The organism is Myxococcus guangdongensis (genome assembly GCF_024198255.1).
Lineage (GTDB): Bacteria > Myxococcota > Myxococcia > Myxococcales > Myxococcaceae > Myxococcus > Myxococcus guangdongensis.
In genome coordinates, this window is sequence record NZ_JAJVKW010000008.1 from 340,936 (window position 1) to 364,773 (window position 23,838).

Annotated in this window: 20 protein-coding genes and 1 pseudogene; 9 read left to right on the top strand and 12 right to left on the bottom strand. The window is 70.3% G+C overall.

Annotated elements, in window-relative coordinates; genetic code table 11:
- The first annotated feature begins 57 nt into the window (after nucleotides 1–57).
- A complete protein-coding gene (locus LXT21_RS25360; protein WP_254040762.1) occupies nucleotides 58–1,479 on the top strand; it encodes a serine/threonine protein kinase in 1,422 nt (473 codons plus the stop codon).
- A gap of 28 nt (nucleotides 1,480–1,507) precedes the next feature.
- On the opposite strand, the gene LXT21_RS25365 is transcribed toward LXT21_RS25360, so the two are convergent.
- The 5 genes from LXT21_RS25365 to ttcA all read right to left on the bottom strand — a co-directional run bounded on the left by LXT21_RS25365 (nucleotide 1,508) and on the right by ttcA (nucleotide 4,924).
- On the bottom strand, nucleotides 1,508–1,843 hold the full coding sequence (locus tag LXT21_RS25365; protein WP_254040763.1) for a hypothetical protein: 336 nt from the start codon (nucleotides 1,841–1,843) through the stop codon (nucleotides 1,508–1,510).
- A gap of 132 nt (nucleotides 1,844–1,975) precedes the next feature.
- Entirely contained in the window at nucleotides 1,976–2,338 is a 363-nt protein-coding gene (locus LXT21_RS25370) for a GFA family protein (RefSeq protein ID WP_254040764.1), read from the bottom strand.
- Between the two features lie 84 nt (nucleotides 2,339–2,422).
- A complete protein-coding gene (locus LXT21_RS25375; protein WP_254040765.1) occupies nucleotides 2,423–3,247 on the bottom strand; it encodes a phosphate/phosphite/phosphonate ABC transporter substrate-binding protein in 825 nt (274 codons plus the stop codon).
- A 13-nt stretch (nucleotides 3,248–3,260) separates the two neighbouring features.
- Nucleotides 3,261–4,085, bottom strand: coding sequence for a TerB family tellurite resistance protein (locus tag LXT21_RS25380; RefSeq protein WP_254040766.1), 825 nt, complete (start codon nucleotides 4,083–4,085; stop codon nucleotides 3,261–3,263).
- Nucleotides 4,064–4,924 (bottom strand): tRNA 2-thiocytidine(32) synthetase TtcA, encoded by an 861-nt coding sequence (gene ttcA / locus LXT21_RS25385; protein ID WP_254040767.1) that lies wholly within the window; start codon nucleotides 4,922–4,924, stop codon nucleotides 4,064–4,066. Before ttcA ends, LXT21_RS25380 begins: the two co-directional genes overlap by 22 nt.
- A gap of 65 nt (nucleotides 4,925–4,989) precedes the next feature.
- Here ttcA and LXT21_RS25390 point away from each other — a divergent pair, with 65 nt between their 5' ends.
- A complete protein-coding gene (locus LXT21_RS25390; RefSeq protein WP_254040768.1) occupies nucleotides 4,990–6,159 on the top strand; it encodes a ribonuclease D in 1,170 nt (389 codons plus the stop codon).
- 127 nt (nucleotides 6,160–6,286) lie between these two features.
- A complete protein-coding gene (locus tag LXT21_RS25395) occupies nucleotides 6,287–9,010 on the top strand; it encodes a M1 family metallopeptidase (protein WP_254040769.1) in 2,724 nt (907 codons plus the stop codon).
- Between the two features lie 2 nt (nucleotides 9,011–9,012).
- On the opposite strand, the gene LXT21_RS25400 is transcribed toward LXT21_RS25395, so the two are convergent.
- Complete coding sequence (locus LXT21_RS25400; protein ID WP_254040770.1) at nucleotides 9,013–9,654, bottom strand: O-methyltransferase; 642 nt, start codon at nucleotides 9,652–9,654, stop codon at nucleotides 9,013–9,015.
- 94 nt (nucleotides 9,655–9,748) lie between these two features.
- Here LXT21_RS25400 and LXT21_RS25405 point away from each other — a divergent pair, with 94 nt between their 5' ends.
- Nucleotides 9,749–10,105, top strand: a complete 357-nt coding sequence (locus LXT21_RS25405; protein ID WP_254040771.1) for a hypothetical protein — start codon at nucleotides 9,749–9,751, stop codon at nucleotides 10,103–10,105.
- A 57-nt stretch (nucleotides 10,106–10,162) separates the two neighbouring features.
- Nucleotides 10,163–11,944: a serine hydrolase domain-containing protein gene (locus tag LXT21_RS25410; RefSeq protein WP_254040772.1), complete on the top strand. Its 1,782-nt coding sequence runs from the start codon at nucleotides 10,163–10,165 to the stop codon at nucleotides 11,942–11,944.
- 145 nt (nucleotides 11,945–12,089) lie between these two features.
- Here LXT21_RS25410 and LXT21_RS25415 read toward each other — a convergent pair whose 3' ends face one another.
- Nucleotides 12,090–13,583, bottom strand: a complete 1,494-nt coding sequence (locus LXT21_RS25415) for a carboxypeptidase M32 (protein ID WP_254040773.1) — start codon at nucleotides 13,581–13,583, stop codon at nucleotides 12,090–12,092.
- Between the two features lie 68 nt (nucleotides 13,584–13,651).
- Between LXT21_RS25415 and LXT21_RS25420 the strand changes: the two genes are divergently transcribed.
- Nucleotides 13,652–14,194, top strand: a complete 543-nt coding sequence (locus LXT21_RS25420; RefSeq protein WP_254040774.1) for a hypothetical protein — start codon at nucleotides 13,652–13,654, stop codon at nucleotides 14,192–14,194.
- A 27-nt stretch (nucleotides 14,195–14,221) separates the two neighbouring features.
- On the opposite strand, the gene LXT21_RS25425 is transcribed toward LXT21_RS25420, so the two are convergent.
- Complete coding sequence (locus tag LXT21_RS25425; RefSeq protein WP_254040775.1) at nucleotides 14,222–15,847, bottom strand: peptide chain release factor 3; 1,626 nt, start codon at nucleotides 15,845–15,847, stop codon at nucleotides 14,222–14,224.
- A gap of 116 nt (nucleotides 15,848–15,963) precedes the next feature.
- Here LXT21_RS25425 and LXT21_RS25430 point away from each other — a divergent pair, with 116 nt between their 5' ends.
- Together LXT21_RS25430 and LXT21_RS25435 are read left to right on the top strand one after the other, a co-directional pair.
- The gene (locus tag LXT21_RS25430) at nucleotides 15,964–16,371 is read left to right on the top strand and encodes a RidA family protein (RefSeq protein ID WP_254040776.1); all 408 of its coding nucleotides are present in this window, start codon (nucleotides 15,964–15,966) and stop codon (nucleotides 16,369–16,371) included.
- An 81-nt stretch (nucleotides 16,372–16,452) separates the two neighbouring features.
- Entirely contained in the window at nucleotides 16,453–17,358 is a 906-nt protein-coding gene (locus tag LXT21_RS25435) for a helix-hairpin-helix domain-containing protein (RefSeq protein WP_254040777.1), read from the top strand.
- 63 nt (nucleotides 17,359–17,421) lie between these two features.
- Here LXT21_RS25435 and LXT21_RS25440 read toward each other — a convergent pair whose 3' ends face one another.
- The 4 genes and pseudogenes from LXT21_RS25440 to LXT21_RS25455 all read right to left on the bottom strand — a co-directional run.
- A complete protein-coding gene (locus LXT21_RS25440) occupies nucleotides 17,422–19,611 on the bottom strand; it encodes a Kelch repeat-containing protein (RefSeq protein WP_254040778.1) in 2,190 nt (729 codons plus the stop codon).
- Between the two features lie 198 nt (nucleotides 19,612–19,809).
- Nucleotides 19,810–20,613 carry an ABC transporter permease gene (locus LXT21_RS25445; protein ID WP_254040779.1) on the bottom strand — a complete coding sequence of 268 codons (804 nt, stop codon included), beginning with the start codon at nucleotides 20,611–20,613 and terminating at the stop codon, nucleotides 19,810–19,812.
- A 4-nt stretch (nucleotides 20,614–20,617) separates the two neighbouring features.
- The gene (locus LXT21_RS25450) at nucleotides 20,618–21,424 is read right to left on the bottom strand and encodes an ABC transporter permease (protein ID WP_254040780.1); all 807 of its coding nucleotides are present in this window, start codon (nucleotides 21,422–21,424) and stop codon (nucleotides 20,618–20,620) included.
- Nucleotides 21,421–22,320: pseudogene (locus LXT21_RS25455) on the bottom strand (ABC transporter ATP-binding protein); the annotation flags it as partial. The pseudogene LXT21_RS25455 and the gene LXT21_RS25450, both read right to left, overlap by 4 nt.
- Nucleotides 22,321–22,552: 232 nt before the next feature.
- On the opposite strand from LXT21_RS25455, the gene LXT21_RS25460 reads away from it, so the two are divergent.
- Entirely contained in the window at nucleotides 22,553–23,767 is a 1,215-nt protein-coding gene (locus tag LXT21_RS25460) for a small ribosomal subunit Rsm22 family protein (RefSeq protein ID WP_254040782.1), read from the top strand.
- Nucleotides 23,768–23,838: the final 71 nt, after the last annotated feature.

The following is a 23,838-nucleotide window of genomic DNA, read 5'->3' on the forward strand; positions in this document are numbered from 1 at the left end:
AAATGACGCGCCGCGGGCTTCCTCACGTGGCCCCGGCGCGGCTATCGTGGCGTCGACGTGGAGACATTCGGCCGCTACGAGCTGCTCCGGAAGATCGCCATCGGCGGCATGGGCGCCGTCTATCTCGCCCGGCAGAAGGGGCCGGTGGGCTTCCAGAAGCTGCTGGTGGTGAAGCGGCTGCTGCCCCACCTGTCCGAGGACGATGAGTTCATCGAGATGTTCCTGGACGAGGGGCGCATCGCCGCGCACCTGAACCACCCGAACATCGCCCAGATCTACGACTTGGGCGACGTGGACGGGCAGTACTTCATCGCCATGGAGTACGTGCACGGCGAGGCGGTGGGGCCGCTGGGACTCAGGGCGCAGCAGCGCAAGCTGACGATTCCCCTGGGGCTCAAGTGCCGCATCATCGCGGACGCGGCGGCGGGATTGGATGCGGCGCACAACGCGCGCAGCCCGTCGGGACGCAAGCTGGCGTTGATCCACCGGGACGTGTCCCCGCAGAACGTGCTCGTCGGCTACAACGGCGGCGTCAAGCTCATCGACTTCGGGGTGGCCAAGGCGTCGGGGAAGTTCTCCCAGACGGTGGTGGGCACCATCAAGGGCAAGCACGCGTACATGTCCCCGGAGCAGGCGCGGGGCGAGCCGCTGGACCACCGCTCCGACATCTTCGGATTGGGGACGGTGTTCTACGAGCTGCTCACGCACCAGCGGCTGTTCAAGCGCGACACGGAGATCGCCACGCTCAAGGCGGTGGTGGGGACGAAGATCGTCCCTCCGTCCGAGGTGATGCCGGACATCCCCAAGGAGCTGGACGCCATCGTGCTCAAGGCGCTGGCCAGGAAGCGCGAGGAGCGCTTCGCGTCGGCGGGTGAAGTGCAGCTCGCGCTGGATGAGTTCCTGGTGCAGCAGAAGCTGCACGCGACGCCCGCGCACCTCGCGGCGTTCATGCAGGACACGTATTCGGAGGAGCTGGAGGAGGAGCGGCTCGCGGCCGAGCCCACCGTCATCCACTACGACCCGAGGCTCGCGGCCCGGCAGCAGGCGGCCGCGGCGGCCGCGGCTGCGGGCGACACGGCGGGCTCGGGGCAGCGGCCGACGGCACGTCCGACGCCCGCGGGTGCACCGGCGCGCAAGCCCGGAGGCTCCTCGGCCTCGGCGCCGGCGATGGTGAAGGACCCGAGCGGTGTCTCCGCGTCGTCCACGTCGCCCATGGGAGTGCCCACGCGGCGCGCTCCCACCGGGTCCTCCGCGGCGACGGCGCCGGTGGCGGGGCGGAGCGGGACGAGCGGTGGCTCGGTGCCCCCGCGGAGCGCCGGGACGAACGGTGGCTCGACCTCGTCGATTGCGATGCCCGCCAAGGGGGGCACCGGCTCCGGCAAGGCGCCCTCACCGCCTCCAGGCAGGACGGCGGGCTCGGCGCCCAAGCGCGTGCCCACGCGGACTCCGGAGCCGCCCGAGGAACCCGAGGAGCCGTAGCTCCCGTGTCCCCGCGTTCGGCTCGACGTCAGTCGACGTAGAACTCGGTGTGGGTCTCGTGGACGCGGCCGTCACGGAACCGCACCAGACGCATGCGGTAGTGAGCATCCCCTGGTGAGTGGGAGTAGCCCCAATACAGCTCACCCGGCTCGTCATCCCGAGGGGTCCATGTCTCGAGCGGCAAGCCCACGAGCTGCTCGACCTCGGCTTCGGTCATCCCCTGCCGAATCCGCCAGAACTTGAAGGCCGAATAGCCGGGAGCGAAGACGGTGTCCTCACTGAAGACGAGCGAGGCCAGCTCCCCCACGTACCCGTCCATCGGACGGAACACGTAGAGACACAGCAACGGACTCCCCACGGCCACGACGACGCGGGCCCACCTCGAGGTGCTCGAAGCCTGAGGTGCTCGTGCGTGCATCACAGCCCCCACCCGACGCGGGTACGACCTCCGAGCCCCCCGGGACACGGCGACCTCATGTCCCGGAGGCGCGGCGACTCACTTGCTGCGGCCGTCGTACTGGAACGTCTTCACGGTGTTCAGGTCGATGCCGTCCAGGCAGCGCACGTTGATGGCCGCCATCTCGGAGCCGTCCGGGCCCTTGCCGCGCGCGAAGGAGCGCACGCCGCACTTCGAGCAGAACAGGTGGTGGATGACGTTCTGGTTGAACTGGTAGTCCGTCAGGGCGCCCTCACCCGAGCGCAGCGTGAACTGCGACACCGGCGTGAAGCTCAGCATCGTCCCCGTCTTCTGACAGATGGAACAGTTGCACTGGATGGCCGGCTGGGACAGGTCCAGCTGCACCTCGTACCGCACCTGCCCGCAGTGACAGCCGCCCTCGTAGCTCTTGAGCTCGCTCATGCGGGCATCCTGCATGCGCTCACGCAGACGTCCACGGGAAAACGCGCGCCGCGACGCGGCATGCAGCCCAGCGAACCCGAGGCGCTACAGGCTCGCGAGCGCCACGCGGTACAGCGCGCGGTAGCCCATGCGCGGCGCGGGCTCGAAGCGCTCCGCGTTGAAGATGTCCTTGAGCAGCGCCACGCCCTCGGGCGAGGACTGCAGCCCCTGCAGCGTCGTCTCCAGCGCCGTCACCAGCTGCGGCTGCAGCCCCATGGCCACCGGCACGCCGTCGTTGGGCGCCTCGTCCGTGTACGCGATGAGCTCGAAGCGGCGCCCCGCGCCCGCCCCCAGCACATCCTCCACGCCCGTGGTGTACGTCAGCCCCGTGGAGGCCGGCGGGCAGAACACGCTCGTCACGTCCGCCTTGCCGTCCAGCACCGACTCCAGCGCGCCCCGATACGAGCCCGTGAAGTGCTGCGCGAAGAAGGCCCGCGCCGGCTCCAGGCCCTGCGCCTTCAGGTACGCGGTGGGGAGCAGGAACCCCGCCACCGAATCCCGGTCCACCCATGCCGCCGTGGTGCCCTTGAGCCGGTCCACCGACAGCCCCGTCCCCGAGCGGCACACCAGCGCCGAGCGGTAGGACGACATCCCCCGGCGCACCCCGCGCACCACCACCCGCACGCCCATCGCCTCCATCCGCGCGCACACGAAGGGAGGGGCCCACGCCGCGTCCGCCCGCCCGGAGAGCAAATCCTTGGCGAGCGTCTCGTAGCTCGACGCGACGCTCACCTCCACCAGCTTGCCCAGGGCCCGCTGGAGGAAGGCCGCCAGCCGGTCCGCGCGCTCCCGCGCCGTTTCACTGCCCAGGGATGGCGGCAGTCCGAAGCGGAAGGAGTGTCGGGGCGCGGAAGGGACTTGAAGGGTCATAACCGCCCCCTGATTACCCCTCCCTGCCCAGTCGCGCCACTTCGTCGTCAGCCAGACCGAACGTCGCCTGGAGCAGGTCCAGGATTCGCTGCTCCGGGAGGCTGGGCTCCCCACCCGCGTGGGCAATCTTCGTGGCCAGCCGGAAGGCCTTCACCCGCTGGGTGTGCGTCGTCAGGCCGTGGGCCAGCACCTGGAGCCGCTGGGGCAGCCCCTCGGCGGACAGGGCCGACACCGCCTCGCTCACGAAGCTCTGCGCGCGCTCCGGGCTGACGTTCTCGAACAGGGGGTCCGCCGCGAAGCTCTCCACCAGCGCCCGGGCCTCGGCCTCCTTCAGCCGCCCGTCCGCCGCGCTCACCAGCACCATGACCTCCGCGAACAGCCGCTCCAGCGGCTCGCCCAGCGCCTCCGCCAGGCTGCCGCCGTTCTCGATGACGTCGATGATCTGCGCCACCTCGTCCTCGGAGATGCCCAGCGCGGCCTGGAACGTCTTGAGCAGCCCCAGCTCCGTGCGCGTGGCCCGCTGGTCCGCCAGCGCCACCGCCGCCGCCAGCCCGAAGGCCAGCATCCGGTTCTTGTGGTCCGGCAGCCGCCGCCGCAGCGACGCCAGCACGTCCTCCAAGTCGCGCGCCTCCGACAGCCGGGCCGCGCTGGACTCCACCAGCGCGTTGAGCTCCTCCGGACGCGTGCCCTCGAACTCCGGCCGCTCCAGCACGCGGCTGATCAACGTCTGCATCTCCCGCTGAGAGACACGGCCGTCCGCCATCGCCGCCAGCAACATCACCTCCACCAGCGCCGCGTTGCGTTCCTTGCGCGCGCTCACTGCCTGCTCTCGAGCCATGGGCTGGCTCCCCCTTGGGTGTCCTGCGTGTCTTGAGTGGGCGCCGCGGACTCGGCCCCGCCGGCGTTGAGCGGGTCCGGGTTGAGCGTCCGGTCCAACAGGTGCGACGGTCGCACGTTGGCCATCGCGTTGAGCACGCTCTGGCGGACGTTGGGAATCTCCTTGCCCAGCTCCTCCATCAGCTTCTGCATCCGCTTGCGCTGCAGGTTCTCCTGCGTGCCGCACAAGTCACAGGGGATGATGGGGAAGGCCTTGAGCTCCGCGAACTTCGCGATGTCCTTCTCCGGCGCGTAGCACAGCGGCCGGATGACCACGTTGCGCCCGTCGTCGCTCTTGAGCAGCGGCGGCATCGCCTTGAGCGAGCCGGCGAAGAACATGTTCAACAGGAGCGTGTGGATGAGGTCGTCGCGGTGGTGGCCCAACGCAATCTTGTTGTAACCGAGCTCCACCGCCGCCGTGTAGAGGATGCCCCGGCGCATGCGCGAGCAGACCGTGCACTGCGTCTTCCCGGGCGGGGTCTTCTCCAGGACGATGCTGTACGTGTCCTCCTTGAGCAGCTTGTACGCGTAGCCCTCGCGCTGGAAGTACGCCTCCAGGATGTGCCCGGGGAATCCCGGGTGTCCCTGGTCCAGGTTCACCGCGAGCAGGTCGAACTTCACCGGCGCGCGGCGCTGCAGCTCCCGGAGCAGGTAGAGCATGGTGTAGGAGTCCTTGCCTCCGGACACACCCACCATGATGCGGTCACCGTCCTCGATGAGGCGGTGGTCCGCGATGGCTCGGCCCATGTGGCCAAGCAGACTCTTCTCCAAGCGCTGGACGTCATTCATCGGCGTGGCCATCCTAGCGGCGGCCCGGGAAAAAACACGTCATTCAGGCGGTCCGGTCCGCTAGCCTGCTCAGCTCGATGCCTACCTACCCGCAGGGTGATGTGGACGTGGTGGATGCCGCAGGGGCCCGGAGCGCCCTCCAGAAGCTGGAGGCGGCGCGTGAGCTGGCCGTGGACCTGGAGGCCGACTCCATGCACGCCTTCCGCGCCCGGCTGTGCTTCCTCCAGGTGGCCACGGACCTGGACGTCTTCCTCTTCGACACGCTCCAGCCCGACGTGGAGGCCCGACTGCTCGCCCCGCTGCTGGCCGACCCGGAGCGCACCAAGTACTTCCACGCGGCGCAGGGTGACCTCCAGTTCCTCGCGGAGGCGGGTGTGCGCGTGCGGGGCCTGTTCGACACGCACCGCGCCGCGACGCTGCTGGGCTGGCCCAAGGTCGGGCTGGCGGACGTGGCCCGCGAGAAGCTGGGCGTGGAGCTTCCGAAGGAGCACCAGCAGTCGGACTTCTCGCTGCGCCCGCTGCCTCCGGGCATGCATACCTACATCGCCAACGACGTGCGCTACCTGTGCGAGCTGGGCCGGCAGGTGCGTCAGGCGTGCATCGAGGCGGACATCCTGGAAGAGGTGACGCTCGACTGCGAGCGGCTGTGTGACGAAGCCGTCGCCCGGCCCGACGTGGGCGCGGACTTCAAGCCCAAGCTGCCGCGCACCGGGCTGTCCCCCGCGCAATTCACCCTGGCGAACGCGATTGCGCACGCGCTGCACAAGAAGCGGCTGGAGTGGGCGGAGCAGGAGAACGTGCCCATGGGGCGCATGCTCTCCAACATGGCGCTGGCGGACATCGCCACGCGGCTGCCCTCCACGCCCAAGGACCTGGCGCGCGCGGCCGGCGTGCGGGGCGTGTTCGTGCGGGCCCATGGCGACGAGGTGCTCGCCATCGTCCGCGAGCAGCGCGAGAAGTCGCAGAAGGGCGAGCTGACGCCGGAGCGCGAGAACAAGGGCCCCAAGGACTCCAACCGTCGCAAGCGCGAGGACGCAGTCAAGGCGTTCCGCGTGGAGAAGGCCACCGAGCGCAAGGTGACGCCGAGCGTGGTGCTCACCAACCCGCTGATGGACGCGCTGCTCAGCCAGCCCCCGGCGAATCTGGAGGAGCTCGCCCGGGTGCCCTACCTCGGCGAGAAGCGGCTGAAGCTGTACGGCCCGGCCCTCATCGAGTTGCTCGCCGCCTTCCCCGTGCAGGGCGGCTGACGCACCGCGCGTTCGTTCAGGGGCGCGTCAGTCGCGACCCCAGTCGAGGCTCTACCGTCCCTTTCGCGGCGGTGATGGAATGGCCACCATCACGCGTCCGCGTTTGCCGGATGGACGGAGCTCCTCGATGCGGTTGGGACACCTTGGCGCGATCCTCGGACTCTGGCTGACGCTCCTCCACGTGGGGTGCCTGGGACGCTCGCGCGACGCCGCGCTCTCGCCCACGCCGATGCCGCGCCCGCGTGTCGTGCCCGCGCCCGTGGAGACGCCCGGGGCGCTCGTGCCTCCAGGGCTGCGCCTCGAGGCCGGCGTGCGTCCCACGCGCCAGTCGGTGACGCTGGAGCTGGACCCTCGCCAGGAGACGTTCCGCGGCGAGGTGGACATGGAGCTGTCCCTGTCGGAGCCCACGCGGGTGCTCTGGCTGCACGGCACGGAGCTGACGCTCCAGCGCGCGCACGTCCGGGTCGGGGATTCGCGCGTGCCGGTGGAGGCGATGCCGGTGGGCGAGGACCTGCTCGCCTTCGTCGCCCAGGCGCCGCTCCCGTCGGGCACCGTCACGCTGCACGTCGAGTACACGGGCCACGCGTACGACAAGGAGGACAGCGGCGTCTTCCGTGAGCAGGAGGAGGGACGCTGGTACGCGATGACGCAGTTCCAGCCGCTGTACGCGCGGCGCGCCTTCCCCTGCTTCGACGAGCCCGGCTTCAAGATTCCCTGGTCGCTCACCCTGCGCGTGCGCGCGGAGGACGCGGCCTTCTCCAACATGCCCGTGCGCGGCGAGGAGCTGGGGGCGCAGGGCTGGAAGACGGTGCGCTTCCAGACGACGCCGCCCCTGCCCACGTACCTGGTGGCCTTCGCGGTGGGGCCCTTCGACGCGGTGGACGCGGGCACGGCGGGCGAGGCGAAGGTGCCGGTGCGCATGCTGGTGCCTCGCGGACGAGGAGCGGAGGCCGCGTATGCCGCGTCCGTCACCGCGCCGTTGCTCGCCCAGCTGGAGGAGTGGTTCGGCTCGCCCTATCCATACTCGAAGCTGGATGTGCTCGCGGTGCCGGGGCTGGTGGGCGGCGCGATGGAGCACCCGGGCCTCATCACCTTCGGCGCGCCGCTGATGCTCCGCACGCCGCAGACGGACACGCTGTGGCGACAGCGCGGCTTCGCCGAGACGCAGGCGCACGAGCTGGCGCACCAGTGGTTCGGCAACCTCGTCACGCCCGCGTGGTGGGACGACCTGTGGCTCAACGAGTCCTTCGCGGACTGGCTCGCCTTCAAGGTGGTGAAGCGCTGGCAGCCCGGGTGGCGCGCGGAGGTGCGCCGCGTGGAGGCGCGCGGGCAGGCGGTGCAGGAGGACTGGCTCGTCACCGCGCGCAGCATCCGCCAGCCGATTGAATCCCCCGGCGACATCCACGGCGCGTTCGACGGCATCACCTACGGCAAGGGCGCCGCGGTGCTCGCGATGTTCGAGTCGTCGGTGGGCGAGGACGCCTTCCAGCGCGGCGTGCGGGGCTACCTGCGCACCCACGCGCGCGGCATCGCCACGACGGAGGACTTCTTCCACGCGCTGTCGCTCGAGGCCGGCCAGGACGTCGCGCCCGCGTTCTCCACCTTCCTGGACCAGCCCGGTGTGCCGCTGGTGGCGATGACGCTCCAGTGCCCCAAGGACGGCGCGCCCCGGCTCGCGTTGGAGCAGAAGCGCTATCTGCCCCTCGGCGCGAAGGACACCGCGTCGCCCCAGGGTTGGCACGTGCCGCTGTGCGTGCGCTACGCGGTGGGCGCGAAGGAGGGCCGCGCGTGCACGGTGCTCACGCGCGCCAGTGACACGCTGGAGCTGCCCGAGGCGAAGGGCTGCCCGGACTGGGTGCACCCCAACGCCGACGCGCGCGGCTACTACCACGCGCTGGTGCGCGGCGACGGGCTGGAGAAGCTCGCCAAGCGGGGCGGCGCGCGCCTCACCATCGCCGAGCGGCTGGTGCTGATGGCGGACGCGCGGGCGCTCGTCGGCAGCGGAGCGCTGGACGTCGGTCAGGCGCTCACGCTGGTGGCGCGGCTGGGCGAGGGCGACGCGGAGCTGGTCGGCGGCGCGGCGGACGTGGTGGGCAGCGTGCACCGGGACCTGGTGCCGGACCCGCTGCGCTCGCACCGGGCGCGCTTCGTGCGCGGGCTCTTCGGCGAACGTGCACGCGCGGTGGGCTTCGTGTCGCGGCCCGGGGAGAGCGAACAGACGCGGCTGATGCGCCCTTCCCTGCTGTCGATGGCGACGACCGAGGGCGAGGACCCGAGGCTGCGCGCCGAGGCCCGGCGGCTCACGCTGCGGTGGCTCGAGGACCGGAGCACGCTCGCGCCCGAGGACCGGGCCACCGTCCTCAACGCGGCCGCCGCGGCCGGTGATGCCCCCCTGCACCAGCGCCTGCGCGAGGCCGCGCGCACCGCCACCGACGAGGAGCGACGGCTGCTGTTGGGCGCGCTCGGCGGCTTTCGCGACGTGGCGCTCGCGAGCAAGAGCCTGGAGCTGCTGCTGGACGCGAAGGTGGACACGCGCGAGGCGCTGGCCATCCTCTTCGGGCTCCTGTCGGAGACGCCCACGCGCGAGGTGGCCTTCACCTTCCTGCACCAGCACTTCGAGGCCCTGCGCGAGCGGCTGCCGCGCGATCTCACCACGTGGCTGCTCGGTGGCGGCGGCTTCTTCTGCGACGCCGCGCACCGCGACGAAGTGGCCCGCGTGTTCGGCCCCCGCGCCCGCGACGTCGAGGGCGGCGAGCGCGTGCTGGCCCAGTCGCTGGAGCGCGTGGACCAGTGCATCGCGCAGCGCGAGGCCCTGCGTCCCGGGCTCACGCGCTTCCTCGCGCGCTACTGACGTCAGCGCTTGCGCGCGAGCATCATCCCGTCGCGCACCGTCAGCAGCACCGGCTCCACGCGCGCATCCGCGACGACCTTCGCGTTGAAGGACACCACCGCGTGGTCCGACTCCGACTCCGGACTGAGCACGCGCCCGGACCACAGCACGTTGTCCGCGACCAGCAGGCCGCCCGGGCGCACCAGCGGCACCACCGCGTCCCAGTAGGCGCTGTAATTCCCCTTGTCCGCGTCGATGAAGACGAGGTCGAAAGGACCCCGCAGCGTCTTCAGGGTTTCCAGGGCAGGCCCGAGTCGGAGCTGGATTTTCCGACCCTGCGGACTCCTGGAAAAGAAGGAGCGCGCGATTTCCGCCGTCTCGGGATTGATGTCACAGGTGATGAGCTCGCCGTCATCCGGAAGCCCCTCCGCCATCATCAGAGCGGAGTATCCCGTGAAGGTCCCGATTTCCAGGACGCGCCTCGCACTCGTGAGGGAGACGAGCATTTTCAGGAACGCGCCCTCGACGGGGCCCACCTGCATTCCGGGAGAGTTCGTACGTGACTGAGTGGTGTCCTTGAGTTCCTCGAACAGTGGCGCGGGTGCCGCGGTGTGCGCGCGGGCGTACTCCTCGATTTCGTTCGGGACGAGCGTGAGCTTCGGCATGGTGAACGTTTAACATCGGGCATCCCATGGCCCACTTCCAGTTGCTCCGCCGCTCGGCGTGCATACCCTGGTGGGCGCAACGGAGGTGCTGGCGATGACGGGAGCGAGACTGAGCGGTGCTCGCGCGGACGTGTCGCGCTGCATCGATGCAAGCCTCCAGTGTCAGGCCTCATGCGAGGCGGGCATGGCGCGCCTGCTGGCCCAGGGACAGACGCTGAGCAGCGCCTCCGTGCGCGCGCTGCGGCAGTGCGCGGAGCTGTGCGAGCTCAACGTGCGCGCGCTGCGCAAGGAGAGCCGGCTGGCGCGGCACACCACCAACCTGTGCTTCGAGCTGAGCAACCAGGTCGCTCGCGCGGCCTGGCTGGACGCGGATGACGCGAACTCGTACTCGCTCGCCCGGGACGCGCTGCGGCTGGCCCGCTCGTGTCGCCCGCTGCTGTTCTCGTTCTGAGCCGTCCACGCTGATCCGCGATACATCCGCCCAAGCCCGCGCTAGGCTCGGCGTCAGATGAATTGCATCTACAACCCGACCATCAACTTCCTGTTCATCCTTGGGCTGGCGTTCTCGGCCCTCCCCGCTCACGCGCAGACAGCACCTCCGCCATCGGCATCCGCCGAGCGGCTGGTGGGAACCTGGGGCGCCGAGCGAGTCCTCGGTCCCCAGGTCCGAGGGGAGCTGACGCTGACGCGCGAAGGGGACACGTGGCGGGCGCGAATCTCCGGCTTCGAGGCACCGGCACGCGTGGAGGGAACGAAGGTCTCCGTCGTTCTCCCGGGCGGACAGGGAGCGCTGCGCGCCACGCGCTCGAAGGACGGCAAGCGCATCGCGGGACATTGGATTCAGCCGCGCGTGCAGATGAGCGGCATGCAGTTCGCCTCGCCGGTGGAGCTGCGCGCGCTGCGCCCGGACGTGTGGCGTGGCCAGGTGGCGCCGCTGGAGGACCGGTTCTCGTTGTACCTGGTGGTGCGCAAGGAGCCCGACGGCACGGTGACGGCCTTCCTGCGCAACCCGGAGCGCAACGTGGGCAACCGGGTGCTGTTCCGCGTGAGCGTCGACGGCGACACCGTGCGGCTGGAGTCCACGAAGGGAAACGCGCGGTACGAGGGGACGTTCGAGGCGGACTCGGAGCGGCTGTCGTTGCATTACCCGCCCTTCGACACGACGTTCGACTTCACGCGGAGGGAGCGCTCGCAGGCGGTGGGCTTGTACGCGCGCACGCCCGCGCCAGCCCCCTACGCCTACCGTCCGCCTGTCGCCGAGGACGATGGCTGGAAGACGGCGTCACTCGGGGACGTGGGCATGGACGCGCAGCCCCTGCGTGAGCTGGTGCAGCAGATCCTCGACCAGGAGCCGAGCCCGGAGTCCGCGCCGGCCATCCAGGGCCTGTTGGTGGCGCGCCGAGGGAAGCTGGTGGTCGAGGAGTACTTCCAGGGCTTCGACAAGGAGCGTCCGCACGACCTGCGCTCCGCGGCGAAGACGTACGCCTCCGTGCTGGTGGGCATCGCGCTGGACCAGGGCGCGCCCTTCACCGTCGACACGCCGGTCCTCTCGCTGCTCCCCGAGTACCAGGGGAAGGTGGCGCACCTGGATGAGCGCAAGCGCAAGCTCAACGTGGCGCACCTGATGTCCATGTCCACGGGGCTGGCGTGTGACGACGATGATGCGGAGTCACCGGGCAACGAGGACCGGCTCGAGGACTCCGTCCCGGATTGGTACAAGTACACGTTGGACTTGCCGATGGTGTCCGAGCCGGGAGCGAAGGGCGTGTACTGCTCGGCGAACATCAACCTGGTGGGCGGCGTGCTGCGCAACACCACGAAGCGGTGGATTCCAGAGTTCTTCACCGAGCACCTCGCCGCGCCGCTCCAGATGCGCGACTACCACCTGGACCTGATGCCGGATGGCGAGCAGTACCTGGGCGGCGGCATCTACATGCGCCCGCGCGACGCGCTGAAGCTCGGTCAGCTGTATCTCTCGGGAGGAACGTGGAACGGCCGGCGCGTGGTGAGCAAGCGCTGGGTGGAGCAGTCCATCGCGAAGCACGCGACGATGAACGAGAAGCAGACCTACGGCTACACGTGGTGGCGCCACGAGCTGAAGGTCGGCGAGCGCGTGTTCTCCGAATACGAGGCCTGCGGCAATGGAGGTCAGCTCGTGATGGTGGTCCCCGAGCTGGACCTCGTCGTGATGTTCACCGCGGGCAACTACAACCACGTCGCGCTCTGGCGGAAGTTCCGCGAGGAGCTGCTGCCCAGGTTCATCATGGCCGCGGTGCGCCCGACGAAGTGAGCGCGGCACCCGGATTCGCGAGGCCCTGCTCCGACAGGAGTCAGCGCACCGAGAAGCCTCGCGCTGCATCGTCGCGAGGCCAGCCCCTGGAGGAACCACCGCGAAGGCGTCATCGCGACGTCCCGCTCCGCGCTCGGGCAGGTCGTCAGAGCGTGACGCCGTAGAGCGCGCCGTACTTCGAGCGCAGGTGCGAGAGGAAGTCCGCGTCGGTGAGCCCCTGCCCCGTCACCACGCGCATGCGCTCCTCGGCCGGCAGGCGGAAGCCGTGCCGGTGCACCCGCTCTCGCAGCCAGTCGCGCAGGGACAACATCTTCCCCTGCCGGAGCTGCGCGTCCAGGTCCGGAAGCTCCCGCCCCGCGACGCGGTAGAGCGACGCCGCGTAGAGATTGCCCAACGAGTACGTGGGGAAGTACCCCAGCTCGCCCCAGGCCCAGTGGATGTCCTGGAGCACGCCCTGCGTGTCATCCGGCGGCGTCACGCCGAGGTAGCGCTCCATGCGCTCGTTCCACGCGGCGGGCACATCGTCCAACGGGAGCGCGTCGCGCAGGAGCAACAACTCCAGCTCGTAGCGCACGGCGATGTGCAGGTTGTACGTCACCTCGTCGGACTCGGTGCGGATGAGCGACGGCCGCACCTCGTTCACCGCCGCGAGGAAGTCCTCCAGCGCCACGCCCTTCAGCGCCTCCGGGAAGCTGTCACGGAGCAGCGGGAAGTAGTGCTCCCAGAAGGGCCGGCTTCGGCCCACCTGGTTCTCCCACAGCCGCGACTGCGACTCGTGCAGCCCCATCGAGGGAGACGCCGCCAGCGGCGTGCGGTGCAGCTCGGGCGCGAAGCCCTGCTCGAACAGCCCGTGCCCCGCTTCATGGATGGTGCTGAAGATGGCCGACAACGGGTTCGACTCATCCACGTGCGTGGTGAGCCGCACGTCCAACGCATGCGTGCCACCCGTGAACGGGTGGATGCTCAGGTCCTGCCGCCCCGCCTCCAGGTCGAAGCCGATGTCCTCGAGCAGCTTCAACGTGAAGCGCCACTGGGCGTCCTTGTCGAAGCGGCGCCCCTCGAACACGGGGCGCGGACGCCTCCCCGTCCCGGTGAGCTTCTCCACCATGGGCACCAGTTGCTCGCGCAGCGCCGTGAGCACCGGGGTCAGCCGGGAGACCCGCATGCCCGGCTCGTACCCTTCCAGCAGGGCGTCATACCGCTCACCGTCATGCCCGTAGGCATCGGCCTGCTCACGGCGCAGGGACAACAGCCGCTGGAGCGCGGGCTGGAACCGGGCGAAGCGGCGCTCCTTGCGGGCCTCCCTCCAGGCGTGGAGGCCATGGCTCTGGGCCTCGGCCAGGGCACGCACCAGCGCGGCGGGCACGCGCACCTCGCGCTCCCGTTCCCGCTGGAGCACGGCCACCATGGCCTTCTCGTCCTCGGTCAGCCCAGCCTCCGTGGAGGCCTTCGCGAGGGCCTCCCCCAGCCTCGGGTCCACCAGGCGCTCGTGGTGGAGCCCCTGGAGGGTGGAGAGCTGCTGGGCGCGGGCCGGGCCCGCCTTGGAGGGCAGGTACGTCTCCTGATCCCACGTGGCGAGGCCGATGAGCCCCTGGAGGTCCTTCAGCTCCTGCATCCGGGAGAGCAGCCAGGTATCCATGGGGACTCTATAGCGCGGCTCACCCCGGACTTCCGCCCCGAGGGACACAAGGGTATGAGGGCCCGGCAATGGCCAATGTCCTCCAGTTCTTCATGACCCCCGACGATGAGCTCGCCTTCTTCCGCTTCCTGGAGCGCTTCGTGCTGGAGGTGTACCCCCGCCGCGTCCCGGAGGACTGGGTGACGTTCCGCGCCCACCAGGACCACATGGAGCGGCTGCCCCAGGAGGACCTGTACCTGGTGGCCAGCGAGATTGGCCCCGCCATCGTCGACAAGGTGAAGCGCGGCCCGGACAAGGGCAGCTGGCGCGTGGACGAGGTGCGCTCCCCCGTCATCTTCATGGAGCGCTGCCGCACCAACGAGGAGGGCGAGCTCGTCTCGGGCAAGCTCTGGGCGGAGCTGGACATCACCGCGCAGACAGGCCGCAAGAACGCGGCGCCGGACCGCTTCCGGGGCCTGTTCCTCGAAATCGAGGAGCACGTGAAGAAGACGTACCGCCGGGGCCAGCCGAAGGACTTCTTCGTCGGCCCCAAGGCGGCCCGCCTCTACAAGGAGGGCATGGTCCTGCGCGACTCCCAGTTCCGCGGCGGCACGGTCAACGTCTACAAGTAGCCGTCCACCGCCGCCGCGCGGGGAGCCTCAGCTCCCCGTGTTGAGCGCCAGGGCCTTGCGCAGCTGCGGGGCCTCGTTGAGGAACTTCAGGTCCGGGTGCTTGTCCTCGGCGTGCTGGAGCGCCCAGTCGTCGCGGAAGAGGACCAGCGGCAGCCCGTCGCGGTCCTGCACCGTCTGACGGTTGCCCTCCCAGTCGAAGGACTTGGGCTCGAAGTTGGGCCCCACCACCCAGCGCGCGTGGCTGAAGGGCAGCCGGTCCAGGGCAATCTTCGCCCCGTACTCGTGCTCCAGCCGGTACTGGAGGACCTCGAACTGGAGCGCGCCGACGACGCCCACAATCGGGTCCTTCATGCCCATGGCGAGCTGCTGGAAGATCTGCACCGTGCCCTCTTCCGACAGCTGCTCCAGGCCCTTCTCCATCTGCTTGCGGCGCAGCGGGTCCTTGGAGCGGACCACGGCGAAGTACTCGGGGCTGAAGCGCGGCACGCCCTCGAACTCCACGTCCATGCCCTCGGCGAGCGTGTCGCCGATGCGGTACTGCCCCGGGTCGAACAGGCCGATGACGTCCCCGGGCCACGCGTCTTCAATCGCGGTGCGCTCGGCGGCCATGAACTGGCTGGGCTTGGCCAGGCGCACTTCCTTGCCCAGGCGCGAGTGGAACGCGCTCATGCCCTTGACGTAGCGGCCGCTCACCACGCGCATGAAGGCGATGCGGTCGCGGTGCGCGGGGTCCATGTTCGCCTGAATCTTGAAGACGAAGCCCGCGAACTTGGGGTTGCTCGGCTCGCGCGGGCCGTTGGTCGTCTGGCGCGCGGTGGGCGCGGGGGCCAGGTCCAGGAACGCGTCGAGGAACGGGCGCACGCCGAAGTTCGTCATCGCGCTGCCGAAGAACATGGGCGTCAGCTGCCCCGCGTCGCTCTTCTCGCGGGTGAACTCGTCCCCGCCGATGTCGAGCAGCTCGATGTCCTCGTGCAGCTTCGCCAGCTCCGACTCGGTGAGCACCGACTTGATTTCATCCGAGTCGATGGAGACCGAGCGCTCGGCGACCTCCGACTCGCCGTGGGAGCCCTCGGCGGAGAAGACGTGGACGACGCGGGCCTGCCGGTCGTAGACGCCGCGGAACTCCGGCCCCATGCCGATGGGCCAGTTCATCGGGTACGAGCGGATGCCGAGCACCTGCTCCAGCTCGTTCATCAGCTCGAGCGGCTCGCGGCCATAGCGGTCCAGCTTGTTGACGAAGGTGAAGATGGGGATGCCGCGCATGCGGCAGACCTTGAAGAGCTTCTTGGTCTGCGGCTCGACGCCCTTGGCGGCGTCGATGAGCATCACCGCCGAGTCCGCCGCGGCCAGCGTGCGGTAGGTGTCCTCGGAGAAGTCCTGGTGGCCCGGGGTGTCCAGCAGGTTGACGGCGTGGTCCCGGTAGGAGAACTGGAGGACGGACGAGGTGACGGAGATGCCGCGCTCCTTCTCCAGCTCCATCCAGTCGCTGGTGGCGTGGCGCCGCGCGCGCTTGGCCTTGACGCTGCCGGCCAGGTGGATGGCGCCACCGTAGAGCAGCAGCTTCTCGGTGAGCGTGGTCTTACCCGCGTCGGGGTGGGAGATGATCGCGAAGGTGCGCCGCCGGGCGACCTCCCTGTCGAGCTCGTTCGTCATGACCCGAGGCCAACTACCACGGGCCGTGTTTCCTTGCAGCCAGCAAGGAGCCCCTGGCGGTCCGCCCGACGCCCGTGGGAGGGTCCGCCCACACTTTCTCGCCCCTGGAGGCAGCCATGCAGCGGACCCACCACTCGACAGGTACTCCCTGGGAGCCCCGCGTGGGCTACTCGCGCGCCGTGAGGGTCGGCCCCTTCGTCTCCGTCTCCGGCACCACCGCCACGGACGCCCAGGGCCAGCTGGTGGGCCCTGGGGACGCCTACCTCCAGGCCACGCAGACCCTGCGCAACATCCAGTCCGCGCTCCAGGCGCTGGGCGCCAGCCTGAAGGACGTGGTGCGCACGCGCATGTACGTCACGGACATCGCCCGCTGGGAGGAGGTGGGCCGCGCCCACGGGGAGTTCTTCGGCGACATCCGCCCCGCCACGTCGATGGTCGAGGTGAGCAAGCTCATCGACCCGGCGATGCTGGTGGAGATCGAGGCGGACGCCATCGTGGCGGACGCCCCGGCTCCGACGCGCTGAGGAGCGGGCGCTCCCCTGTCCGCCCGGTGTCCCAGGTCGGGGTGGCCGCCTGGGACGCGACGCTCCAAGTTGGATGAAGCCATGGGCGTCGAATGGAAGGACAACATCAGCCTCGCGGACGCGCTGGAGCGGGTGGCGGACCTGCTCGAGCAGCAGGACGCCATGCCCTTTCGCATCTCCGCCTACCGGAAGGCGGCGGCGACCGTCGGCAAGTGGCCAGACTCCGTGGCGGAGCTGCTCGCGTCGAAGGGCGAGGCGGGCCTGCGGGAGCTGCCCGGGGTGGGCAAGAGCATCGCGGCCTCCATCGCGGAGCTGGTGCGCACCGGGCAGCTGGGGCTGTTGCAGCGCCTGGAGGACGAGTCCTCTCCCGAGCAGCTGCTCGCCAGCGTGCCGGGCATCGGACCGGAGCTCGCGCGGCGCATCCATGAGGAGCTGGGGGTGCGCTCGCTCGAGGAGCTGGAGCAGGCGGCGCACGACGGACACCTGGAGGCCGTGGAGGGCTTCGGTCCGCGTCGTGGGCAGCAGGTGCGCGACCTGCTGGCGGCGCGGCTGGGACGCAACCGACGCGGGCTCGCGCGCAAGCAGGAGCAGCAGGAGGAAGGCGGTCCCCAGCCGGACGTCGGGCTGCTGCTCCAGGTGGACGAGGAGTACCGGCGCCGCGCGGAGGCCGGGGAGCTGCGCACCATCGCGCCCCGGCGGTTCAATCCCTCGGGCGAGGCGTGGCTGCCCGTGCTGCGCCGCAAGCTGGGGGGGTGGAGCGTGCGCGCGCTGTTCTCCAACACGGCGCTCGCGCACCAGCAGAACGCGACGCGCGAGTGGGTGGTGCTCTACTTCGACAAGGACGGCGACGAAGGCCAGTGCACCGTCGTCACCGCGCACGGCGGGCCACTGGATGGACGGCGCGTCGTGCGAGGGCGCGAGGTGGAGTGTCTGGCCTACTACGGCGTCGAGTCCGAGGAGACGGAGGCGCCACCTCCCGGCGCGTGAATCCGCGCTCCACGTCACGTCCCGCCCACGGCGACGACTCCGGGCGGGACGTGAGGCCGTGTCTCACGGCGCCGGCGTATAGAGCTCCACGGTGGAGACCGCGCCGCTCGAGCCCAGACCTCCGGTGACGAGCAACCGGTCCGAGCCCGCCAGGCGCGTCACCGCCGCGCTCGACAGCGGATTGGACAGCGCGCCCGCGGACGTCCACTGGCCCGTGGCCGGGTCATAGACCTCCGAGGTGGGCAACAACCCGGTGGCCGCGCCCGCGTCCCCGCCCATCACCAGCACGCGGCCCGAGGGCAGCACCGACGCCATCGCCCCGTAGCGGCTGCTCGACATGGGCGCCACCGGCATCCACAGGCCCAACGCCGGCTCGTAGATTTCAGCCGAGGCCAACGCGCCACCCTGCCCCCAGCCGCCCGCCACCAGCACGCGGCCTCCCGGCAGCGCGACCGCGATGTGTCCGTAGCGCGTGGCCGACATGGAGCCCGCGAGAGACCACAGCCCGGTGTTCATGTCGTAGAGCTCCGCGGTGGCCGTGTCCCCCGTGGGCGTGGTGCCACCCGCCACCAGCACGTGTCCCGACAGCAACATCGTGGCCGTGTGGTTGACGCGCTTCACGCTCATCGAGCCCGTGGCGCGCCAGGTGCCCGACGGCGGGTCATACAACTCGGACGTCGCCAGGATGCTGCTGAAGCTCGACGACGCCCGCCCTCCCGTCACCAGCACCTGCCCGGACTGGAGCAGCGTCGCGGTGTGTCGCGAGCGGGCCCCCGCGAGCGCGCCCGTCGTGCTCCACAGGCCGGTGTCCGCGTTGTACACCTCGGCGGAGGACAGGTACGACGACCCGGAGGCCTGACCTCCCGCCACCAGCACCCTGCCCGAGGGCAGCACCGTCCCGGTGTGCAGGAAGCGCGGTGCGACCAGGCTGCCCGTCGCCGTCCATGTGGCCTGGTTCTCGTCGTACAGCTCCGCGCCGCCCAGTGCCGCTCCGCCCTGCGTGCCGCCCGCCACCAGCACCTTGCCGGACACCAGCAGCGACGCCGTGTGGTGATACCGCGCCGTCGCCATGTTCGTGGTGAGGCGCCAGGGCGGCGAGGGCACCGAATACCGCTCGGCCGTGGCGGAGCGCTGCACGCTGTCAGGGCTTCCACCCGTGACGAGCACATCCCCATGGACCAGCAACGTCGCCGTGTGCCCCAACCGGCTCGTGCTCATCGACGCCACCTGCGTCCAGCGCCCCTGCGTCGGGTCGTACAACAGCGCCGTCTGCAGATAGGGCTCGTTGCCGTCCGAGCCTCCGGTGACGAGCACCTCACCCGAGTGCAGCAGCGTGGCCGTGTGCTGCGCGCGCTCCCCCGGCAAGGCTTGCGCGACGGGGCTCCAGCTCCCCATGCCCGGGTCGAACACCTCCACGCCGCGCGTCGCGGTGAACTCATCCACGAAGCCGCCCACCACCAGCACCTTGCCGGACAGCAGCAGCGTCGCGGTGTGGCCCGCGCGCGCCACGAGCAGGTTCGCCGCGACGGTCCACGTCCCGGTGGACGGCTCGTACAGCTCCGCGTCCCCCAGGAACGCGCCCCGAGGCCCCTGGCGCCCACCGACCACCAGCACCCGCCCGTTGGGCAGCAGCGTCGCCGTGTGGCCCACGCGCGGCCTGCGCAGCGAGCCCGTCACGGACCACGTGCCCGTGGCCGAGTCATAGAGCTGCGCGCTCGCGAGCCCCGCCCCCGCGCCGTTCTCCCCGCCCACCACCAGCACCTTGCCGTTGCCGAGCAACGTCGCCGTGTGGCCCGAGCGCAGCGAGTCCAGGCTACCCGTCGGCGCCCAGGAGCCCAGGGACGGCTCATACAGCTCCGCGGTGCCCGTGGCCGAGGCCCCCGAGTCGCCCCCCGCCACCAGCACCTTGCCGTTGCCCAGGAGCGTCGCCGTGTGTCGCCGCCGCGCCGCGGTCAGCGTGCCGCCCGTGAGCCAGCGCGCGCCCCGCACGTCATACAGCTCCGCGCTCGTGGAGGACTGCCCGCCCACCACCAGCACCTGACCGGAGCGCAACACCGTCGCCGTGTGGTCCACCCGCTGCAACGTCATGCTCGCCGTCAGAGACCAGCCCAGCTCCGGCACCGGCGCGGCGGACAGCCCCGCACCCGACACCGCTGCTTCCGACGACTCTGCAAATTCTTCGTGTGAGCATCCCGTGAGGACAAGCGCCGTCACCAGCGCGGCCAGGCGGCCGAGCCTGATACATCGTTTCATGGAGGGAGGTCCTTTCCCGTGGGGGGTGTGGAGCCCGATGGCCCGCACAGGGCGGCGCTTAACCCAATCCCAGGGAGCGAGGCCAATTCGGCCCCTGAAAAAACACGTCCCACGCTTGCGACAGGTGGGGTTGATACACCCCACCGCCGAGTCGACAGGCGCTCGTCCGCCTGTCGGAAACATGCGAGGTGAAAGGGATTAGCTGCTGGCCGAGGTGTAGTGGCCGATGGAGCGAATCCAGACGCGCCGCGCCACCCACGCGAAGAGCGCCGAGCCCACCACCGCGCCGGCGAGGGACACCGTCGGCAGCCGCCCCAGCATGGCTTCGGCGGGGAAGGTGGTCATCAAGGCGAGGGGAATCACGTACGTGAAGACGAGCGTCAACGCGCCGCGTGCGACACCCTTGAACACGGACGAAGGCCAACGCGCGAAGTCGAAGATGGACGAGAAGAGGAAGGTGAGGTTGTCCACCCGGACGACGAAGAAGGCGGCGCTCACCGTCAATATCCACAGCGAGTACAACAGCAGCGTGCTGGTGCCGAGCAGCAGCACGGACGCGAGCACGCCCAGGGGTGACGGCCCGCGCCCCAGCAGCATGAACGCGTAGACGAACAGGCCCAGGCCGGTGAGCACGTTGAAGGCGCGCCACGGCAAAAAGCGCTGCGTCGACACCAGGAACTGCGCGTCCGCGGGCTTGAGCAACACGAAGTCCAATGTGCCCTTGCGGATGTGCTCCACCACGCCCGTGAGGCTGGGGTTGATGGCCCCCTCGAGCACGCCTTGCAGCAGGGTGAACCAGCCCACCACGAGCAGCGACTCGCCGAAGGTCCACCCCTCCACCGCCGGCCGCCGCCCGTAGACGACGAACAGCGGCGCCAGCGCGGTGAAGACCCAGCACAGGGACGTGAAGCCCTCGGTGAGGAAGTCGGCCCGGTACTGGAGCGCCTGGAGCCCGGAGGCCTTGAGCTGCACGCCGAGCAGTCGCAGATAACGCCGCACCATTCCCCTACCCTCCGAACGCCGCGAAGCGCTTCACGCCCTGCTTCCAGAGCGTCACCGCCAGCACGCCCATCCCCAGCACCCACGCCCACTGCCGCGCGAGCAGCCCCAGCGCCGTGGGCAGGTCATGCGCGCTCGTCATCAGCTCCACCGGCAGGCCCATCTGGTAGCGGAACGGCAGCCAGTCGATGACGGCGCGCAGCCCCGCGGGCAACAGCTCCACCGGGTACATGTAGCCGGAGCAGACGAAGAAGAGGACCATCCAGACCTCCATCATCTTCTGGCTGCTGTCCATGAAGAGGCTCAGCGCGCCGATGGCCACGTTGGCCAGGAACGTAATCGCCCAGCCGCCCAGCACCGCGAGGAGGAACAGCGCCCAGCCCCACGCGTGCTGGGGCACCGCCTTGTCCGCGCCCACCAGCGCCACGCTCACCAGCACCACCGGCACCGCCACCACGACGCGCATGGGGAAGCCCGCGACGTTCTCCGACGCGTAGGCCCACAGGGGCGAGACGGGACGCAACAGCCGCATGGCCAGCGTGCCCTGCTTCACCTCCCAGTTGATGAGCCACGCGGCCCAGGCGCTGGTGAGCTGGCGCACCGCGAAGGTCGCCAGGAAGTAGCTGACGAAGTCGACCTGGCCGTAGTTGCCCACCGGCGCGTCCTTGGACACCGCCATCCACAGCACCATGTTGACCAGCGGCATGGTGGTGGACAGCACCCAGACGAACATCTCCGCGCGGTAGGCAATCGACTCGGCGAAGCCCACGCGCAGCATGGTGGGCAGGGCGCGCAGCACGCCTCGGGCGCTCACGCCGGCACCACCTGGGCCGTCGCCTCGCGGCGCGCCTTGTTCTCCGCGAACAGCTCGCTCATGACCTCCTCGAGCGGCGCGTTCTCCACCGTGAGGTCCGTCACCGGCAGCCCCGACAGGGCGCGGGAGATGGTGGCGTTGACGGCGTCCTGGCGCACCTGGAGCACCGCCATCCCCGCCTCGTGCGTCACCAGCTTGCCCAAAGGCTCCAGCCTTCCCGCTTCCACCTGCTCGGACAGGCGCAGCACCACGCGCTTCTCCGGGCGCACGCGCTGCACCAGCGCCTCCAGGCTGCCGTCATAGGAGAGCAGCCCCTTGTCGATGACGATGACGCGCGGGCACAGGGCGGCCACGTCGTCCATGTAGTGGCTGGTGAGGATGAGCGTGGCGCCGTACTTCTCGTTGTAGTCCTTGATGAAGGTCCGCATGGTGGCCTGCATGGACACGTCCAGGCCGATGGTGGGCTCGTCCAGGAACAGCACGCGGGGGCGGTGGATGAGGGCCGCGGCCAGCTCGCACTTCATGCGCTCGCCCAGGGACAGCTGCCGGGTGGGCTTGCCGATGAGGTCGCCAATCTCCAAGAGGCCCACCAGCTCGTCCAACGTCTGCTTGTATTGGAGCGTGGGCACGTCGTAGATGGCGCGGTTGAGCTCGAAGGTCTCCGCCGGTGGTAGGTCCCAGAGGAGCTGCTGCTTCTGCCCCATGACGAGCATGATTTTCTTGAGGAACGCCTCCTCGCGCAGGCGCGGCACGTGGCCGTCCACCCGGACCTCGCCCTCGGACGGGTGCAACAGGCCCGAGAGGACCTTGAGCGTCGTCGTCTTGCCGGCGCCGTTGGGGCCCAGGAAGCCCACGCGCTCTCCGGGGCGGATGTCGAAGGAGATGCCGTCCACGGCCTTCACGGAGGTGTAGGTGCGGTGGAAGAGCGAGCGGAGGGCCGCCTTGAGGCCAGGCGGGCGCTTGTGGACTTTGTAGTGCTTGCGCAGCCCTTGGACGGAGATCATGTGCGACAAGGGTTTAACGCGGACGCCCCCGGGTGGCGACCGTGGAGTTGAGCAAGTGGCGCGGTGACAACGGGTTGACACGGGCCGCTTCCGGGAGCGGCCCCTCGGTCGAAGGCTTGGCGGGATGAGCAACGCATACAGCAAGGACCTGGAGCGGTGGATGCCGCGGCTCATCGCCGTGTGGCGCCAGTCGCGCGGCCGGGGTGACGGGCCGGAGACGAAGCTGACGCCGCAGGAGGTCAAGGAGGTGGGCGCGGGCGTGCGTCAGCTCTCCATGGGCCTGACGCGGGAGCGCCAGCTCGCGGGCGCGCGCTACATGGACGACCCGAAGCTCCTGGGCGCCTATCTCCTGTTCTACTGGCCGGTGTCCTACGCGCAGGCCCGGCAGGTGCTGGGAGAGCTGCCGAACCGGCCCCGACAGGTGCTCGATTTGGGCAGCGGCCCGGGGCCCGTGGCCTTCGCGGCGATGGACTCCGGGGCCAAGGAGGTGACGGCGGCAGACCGCAGCAAGCCGGCGCTGAACCTGGCGCGCGCGCTGGCGACGGAGGCCGGCGAGGCGCTGGCCACCCGCGAGTGGGACCCGACGAAGAAGGCCGCGGCGCTGCCGGAGGGCCAGTTCGACCTCATCACCATGGGGCACGTCATCAACGAGCTGTACGGCACGGGCGAGGCGGCGACGAACCCGCGCGCGGCGCTGCTCGAGGCGGTGCTGGCGAAGGTGAAGAAGGGCGGCAGCCTGCTGGTGATGGAGCCGGCGCTGCGCGAGACGAGCCGGGGCCTGTTGCACGTGCGCGACGCACTGGTGTCGCGGGGCTACGCGGTGCGCGCGCCGTGCATGTACCGCGGGGCCTGTCCGGCGCTGGTGAAGGAGACCGACTGGTGCCACGCGGAGCGGCCGTGGCCGATGCCTCGCGTGGTGGAGGAGCTGGCGCGCGCGGCGAGCCTGCACAAGGAAGCGCTGAAGATGAGCTACCTGATGCTGGCGCCCAAGGGCGAGGAGTGGCCGGAGACGCCGCCAGGAAGGCTGTTCCGCATCGTCTCCGAGCCGCTGGAGGGCAAGGGGCGCCACCGCTACATCGGCTGCGGGCCCGAGGGCCGCGTGGGTCTGGCGATGCAGGAGCGCCACCGCAACGAGAAGAACGAGCGCTTCCTCATGTTGCACCGGGGTGACGTCATCGCGGTGACGCAGACGGAGCCCAAGGGTGATGGACTCGCGCTCGGCGAGACGTCGGAGGTGCGGATGGTGGCGCCGGCGGGCAAGGGCGTGCCTCCCCCGCCTCCGAAGGAGGACGCGCCCGTCGGCCCGGGAACCAGCCCGAGCCCCGGCGCGCCCTCCTGAGACGTCCACGTGCCCCTCGGGGACCGACACGCCCCGCGAGCCCATCGACGTCGGTTTGCCGCGCCCCGGAG

Coding starts and splice junctions, on each gene's coding strand:
- LXT21_RS25415 (WP_254040773.1), bottom strand. CDS start 13,583: ATGGATACCTGGCTGCTCTCCCGGATGCAGGAGCTGAAGGACCTCCAG.
- LXT21_RS25370 (WP_254040764.1), bottom strand. CDS start 2,338: ATGAGCGAGCTCAAGAGCTACGAGGGCGGCTGTCACTGCGGGCAGGTG.
- LXT21_RS25460 (WP_254040782.1), top strand. CDS start 22,553: ATGAGCAACGCATACAGCAAGGACCTGGAGCGGTGGATGCCGCGGCTC.
- LXT21_RS25375 (WP_254040765.1), bottom strand. CDS start 3,247: ATGACCCTTCAAGTCCCTTCCGCGCCCCGACACTCCTTCCGCTTCGGA.
- LXT21_RS25425 (WP_254040775.1), bottom strand. CDS start 15,847: ATGACGAACGAGCTCGACAGGGAGGTCGCCCGGCGGCGCACCTTCGCG.
- LXT21_RS25400 (WP_254040770.1), bottom strand. CDS start 9,654: ATGCCGAAGCTCACGCTCGTCCCGAACGAAATCGAGGAGTACGCCCGC.
- LXT21_RS25410 (WP_254040772.1), top strand. CDS start 10,163: ATGAATTGCATCTACAACCCGACCATCAACTTCCTGTTCATCCTTGGG.
- LXT21_RS25420 (WP_254040774.1), top strand. CDS start 13,652: ATGGCCAATGTCCTCCAGTTCTTCATGACCCCCGACGATGAGCTCGCC.
- LXT21_RS25445 (WP_254040779.1), bottom strand. CDS start 20,613: ATGGTGCGGCGTTATCTGCGACTGCTCGGCGTGCAGCTCAAGGCCTCC.
- LXT21_RS25395 (WP_254040769.1), top strand. CDS start 6,287: ATGCGGTTGGGACACCTTGGCGCGATCCTCGGACTCTGGCTGACGCTC.
- LXT21_RS25405 (WP_254040771.1), top strand. CDS start 9,749: ATGACGGGAGCGAGACTGAGCGGTGCTCGCGCGGACGTGTCGCGCTGC.
- LXT21_RS25380 (WP_254040766.1), bottom strand. CDS start 4,085: ATGGCTCGAGAGCAGGCAGTGAGCGCGCGCAAGGAACGCAACGCGGCG.
- LXT21_RS25390 (WP_254040768.1), top strand. CDS start 4,990: ATGCCTACCTACCCGCAGGGTGATGTGGACGTGGTGGATGCCGCAGGG.
- ttcA (WP_254040767.1), bottom strand. CDS start 4,924: ATGGCCACGCCGATGAATGACGTCCAGCGCTTGGAGAAGAGTCTGCTT.
- LXT21_RS25430 (WP_254040776.1), top strand. CDS start 15,964: ATGCAGCGGACCCACCACTCGACAGGTACTCCCTGGGAGCCCCGCGTG.
- LXT21_RS25440 (WP_254040778.1), bottom strand. CDS start 19,611: ATGAAACGATGTATCAGGCTCGGCCGCCTGGCCGCGCTGGTGACGGCG.
- LXT21_RS25435 (WP_254040777.1), top strand. CDS start 16,453: ATGGGCGTCGAATGGAAGGACAACATCAGCCTCGCGGACGCGCTGGAG.